We start from the raw sequence: 3,521 nt of genomic DNA, 5'->3' as shown, positions 1-3,521 counted from the left end.
CTAAAGGTTTATGCTTGACGACGATAGCGAGTGGGCACCACCTGATTCCATCCCGAACTCAGAAGTGAAACTGCTCAGCGCCGATGGTAGTGTGGTGTTTCGCCATGTGAGAGTAGGACATCGTCAAGCGCATATTGGAAGCCCTGGTACATCGTGCCAGGGCTTTTTGCTTTCTGACTTGAGGCTTGATTTTTTGAACTCTCGCTGCCTTATAAAGATAAATTTTTGCTAGTGCTCTCCTTACCTTGGATTTTATCTTTACTCTTCTCATCTTTATTTGTCTTTTGTTGCCTTATAACTCTTTCCTCACTTATTCTTGTACACTTTCCTTTATATATTCCCTCTCTATTTAGACTTGTGACATGAAGGCTCTTTTAGAAATATTAAGTGATGGCAAATTTCACTCTGGTGAGGCTTTAGGAAAAAGCTTAGGGGTGACCCGCGCTGCTGTATGGAAGAAGCTGAAAAGCCTGCAGTCTTTGGGGCTACGTTTAGACTCTATTCCTGGTAAAGGGTATAGAGTACAAAAAGGGGTTGAACTACTTGAGAAGCAAAAAATTACTGAAGAGTTAAGCTCAGATTTTGCTGAGACTTTAGAGATGGATTTTTTTGTCACGATTCCTTCATCAAATGATGTGGCTATGAGTAAAGCGCGCTCAGGGATTAAAAAGAACTATTTTTGCTTTACTGAGCACCAAAGTGTGGGGCGAGGCAGGCAAGGAAGAACGTGGATAAGCCCCCTAGGAAATAACTTGTACTTTTCGACACTATGGACATTTTACAATGGTATTGCTGGGCTGGAGGGGTTAAGTCTGGCGGTGGGGTTGGCTGTTGTAAAAGGGCTTGAACAACTAGGTGTTCAGCAGCTAACTCTCAAGTGGCCAAATGATGTGCTCTTAGGAGGAAAAAAAGCTGCAGGCATTTTGCTCGAAGTGATGGGTGATCCTGCTGGAGAGTGTCAGGTTATTATTGGGGTCGGTATAAATATAGATTTGCCAACTAATACTGAAGTAGAAAAAAAAATTAACCAGTCTGTTGCTGCGGTTAGTCAATATACCTCTAGTAAAATCAGCCGAAATAAACTTGCTGCTGTTTTAATAAGAGAGCTAAGTAAAGTCCTCTCTACATTTCAACGGGAAGGCTTTACTTATTTTCAGAGTGACTGGCAAAGTTATGATGCATTTTTTGATGAGCCGGTAAACATTATTCATGGGCATCAATATGTTCCTGGAATTGCAAAAGGAGTTGATGTGTCTGGAGGGATAAAGGTGCTTACTGCGGAAGGTATAGTGGTATATAAAGGTGGTGAAGTTTCTTTGCGCAGAAGAACAGATTCCTATGGCTAATATATGGCAGCTTGATGCGGGCAACTCACGCATAAAATTGAGGGTCTTAGAAACTGGGCAGGTTACTTGCCTAGATACTTTTAACTCTGAAGATGCATTTATTAGCTATCTGTTAGAGAAAGCAGAAAATATTGATGAAATACAACTAGCGTGTGTTTGGAGTGAAGAGCGTAAGAAGAAATTTATTGAGATAATTAATAAAGAATGTTGCTGCAAGGTGAGAGTTGCAAAAGTAAAAAAAGAATTTGCTGGACTCAAAGTCGCATATAGAGATGAAACTAAGCTAGGCGTTGATCGCTGGTTAGCTATGCTCGCTAGCCATGCCTGGTATCCTGGTGAGGTTAGACTATTGGTTAGCCTTGGTACGGCAATTACAGTGGATGTTGTGGATAAAAAGGGTGAGCACTTGGGAGGGTATATTATTCCCGGCTTCCGATTATTGCATGAGTCATTAACTGAAAATACTGGACAAGTGAGGTTTACCAGTAATGGGTTGAATGATATGACATTAGGACAGTCAACAACTCAGGCTGTCAATAATGGTATTCGAAGGCTTGTCGTGAGTATGTTGAAATCCTTAATTGCGGATCAAAGCTTGCAAATTGATAGAGTCATTTTTGCAGGAGGAGATGCTGAATATGTTAAAGCATTATCACTTATTGATGCGGAAATTAAGCAAGATTTAATATTTGAGGGTCTTACACTGGCTTTTAGTAAACAGGACTAAGAATGCGCTGGATTTTTTTAACCCTATTATTAGCAAATGGTTTTTTGTATGGGTATTTTTGGTATCAAGGAAATCATAGCAGTCCTGTTCAAACTGAACCTGAGGTAACTGAAAGTATTTCTGAAGGTGAAGGAATTCAGTTATTAACTGAAGTGAATCCAGCAGGGCTTGAAAAGTTAGAGCAGAATAGTAAAGCGGTTGCGGTTCCTCAAAAAACACCTCATGAACCAGAGCGGTTTTGCATAGGACTAGGTCCTTTTACAGAAATTGCTCCCTTTAAAGAAGTTCAGCAGCGTTTTTTTGCGCTTGGTGTGCAGCCTGATGTTGAAAAACAGCACATTGAGACTGAGCCTGATTATTGGGTTTATATTCCTCCACAACCCTCAAGAAAATACGCGCTACGAAAATTGAAAGAATTACAAAAACAAAATATTGATAGTTACATTATTAATGATGGTGAATTGAAAAATGGCGTCTCACTGGGCTTATTCACCAAAAAAACCTCAGCTGATAAGTTACAAAAGACAATTGCTCAAGCAGGCTATAACGTAAAAGTTAAGCGAGTAGAGCGCTTTAAAGATGAAATTTGGCTGATTTTTGCGCCTGACCAAGCTGATTTAGTGGGTGATCAAATCTGGGTTGAGATCGCAAAAAAATATCATTACATAGAAAAAAGAAGAAATCGTTGTAAACCCATTGCATCTTATATAAATATCCCTTAGAATTGCGCCCGCGATTGAGGGAGAGCCGGTATAGCTCAGTTGGTAGAGCAACTGACTTGTAATCAGTAGGTCCTGGGTTCGACTCCTAGTGCCGGCACCAAGCCTTAATTTAATCGCTCCTCTTTTGGTGGGGTTCCCGAGTGGTCAAAGGGATCAGACTGTAAATCTGACGCGCGAGCTTCGAAGGTTCAAATCCTTCCCCCACCACCAAATTTTTCACTATGATTGTTTAAGTGGTAATGTGCGGGCGTCGTATAATGGCTATTACCTCAGCCTTCCAAGCTGATGATGCGGGTTCGATTCCCGCCGCCCGCTCCATATTTTTCAGGTTGCTCATATAGCTCAGTCGGTAGAGCACTTCCTTGGTAAGGAAGAGGTCACCGGTTCAAATCCGGTTATGAGCTCCAGTTTTGAATGAAGAGGGTGGAACATGGTTCTACCCTTATTTGTGTTGAAGATCTTCGTCTGGTAGGAGATGGTCTCGATGGCTAAAGCTAAGTTTGAGCGTAATAAGCCGCACGTTAACGTGGGTACTATTGGCCACGTTGACCACGGTAAAACTACATTGACAGCAGCCCTGACTCGCGTATGTGCGGAAACGTGGGGTGGTGAAGTTAAAGCGTTTGATCAGATCGATAATGCGCCTGAAGAGCGTGAGCGTGGTATCACTATCTCAACAGCACACGTTGAGTATGATTCTCCAAACCGCCACTATGCTCACGTAGA

4 protein-coding genes, 4 tRNA genes and 1 rRNA gene are annotated in these 3,521 nt (G+C 41.8%); all 9 read left to right on the top strand.

From position 1 onward, the window contains the following. Positions 1 to 13: 13 nt before the first annotated feature. Positions 14 to 129 (top strand): 5S ribosomal RNA (gene rrf / locus F607_RS0125615). A gap of 233 nt (positions 130 to 362) precedes the next feature. Continuing rightward, positions 363 to 1,346, top strand: a complete 984-nt coding sequence (gene birA, locus F607_RS0125610) for a bifunctional biotin--[acetyl-CoA-carboxylase] ligase/biotin operon repressor BirA (RefSeq protein ID WP_027710292.1) — start codon at positions 363 to 365, stop codon at positions 1,344 to 1,346. After that, complete coding sequence (locus F607_RS0125605; RefSeq protein ID WP_027710291.1) at positions 1,339 to 2,073, top strand: type III pantothenate kinase; 735 nt, start codon at positions 1,339 to 1,341, stop codon at positions 2,071 to 2,073. Before birA ends, F607_RS0125605 begins: the two co-directional genes overlap by 8 nt. Positions 2,074 to 2,075: 2 nt before the next feature. Beyond that, the gene (locus tag F607_RS0125600) at positions 2,076 to 2,795 is read left to right on the top strand and encodes an SPOR domain-containing protein (RefSeq protein WP_027710290.1); all 720 of its coding nucleotides are present in this window, start codon (positions 2,076 to 2,078) and stop codon (positions 2,793 to 2,795) included. Positions 2,796 to 2,819: 24 nt separating this feature from the next. Beyond that, positions 2,820 to 2,895 (top strand) — tRNA-Thr (locus tag F607_RS0125595). A 26-nt stretch (positions 2,896 to 2,921) separates the two neighbouring features. Then, a tRNA-Tyr gene (locus F607_RS0125590) sits at positions 2,922 to 3,005 on the top strand. Between the two features lie 33 nt (positions 3,006 to 3,038). Beyond that, positions 3,039 to 3,113: transfer RNA gene (locus tag F607_RS0125585), tRNA-Gly, on the top strand. Between the two features lie 13 nt (positions 3,114 to 3,126). Further along, positions 3,127 to 3,202 (top strand) — tRNA-Thr (locus F607_RS0125580). A 77-nt stretch (positions 3,203 to 3,279) separates the two neighbouring features. After that, the coding region (locus tag F607_RS33275) for a GTP-binding protein (protein ID WP_038291861.1) at positions 3,280 to 3,521 on the top strand (242 nt) is incomplete at its 3' end.

Source organism: Zooshikella ganghwensis DSM 15267 (assembly GCF_000428585.1).
GTDB lineage: Bacteria > Pseudomonadota > Gammaproteobacteria > Pseudomonadales > Zooshikellaceae > Zooshikella > Zooshikella ganghwensis.
Note: the sequence above shows the minus strand (reverse complement) of the source record. Positions and strands in the feature narration are given on the sequence as shown.

Bases quoted from the DNA above. Each gene is read 5' to 3' on its own strand.
- birA (WP_027710292.1), top strand. From the start codon at position 363: ATGAAGGCTCTTTTAGAAATATTAAGTGATGGCAAATTTCACTCTGGT.
- F607_RS0125605 (WP_027710291.1), top strand. From the start codon at position 1,339: ATGGCTAATATATGGCAGCTTGATGCGGGCAACTCACGCATAAAATTG.
- F607_RS0125600 (WP_027710290.1), top strand. From the start codon at position 2,076: ATGCGCTGGATTTTTTTAACCCTATTATTAGCAAATGGTTTTTTGTAT.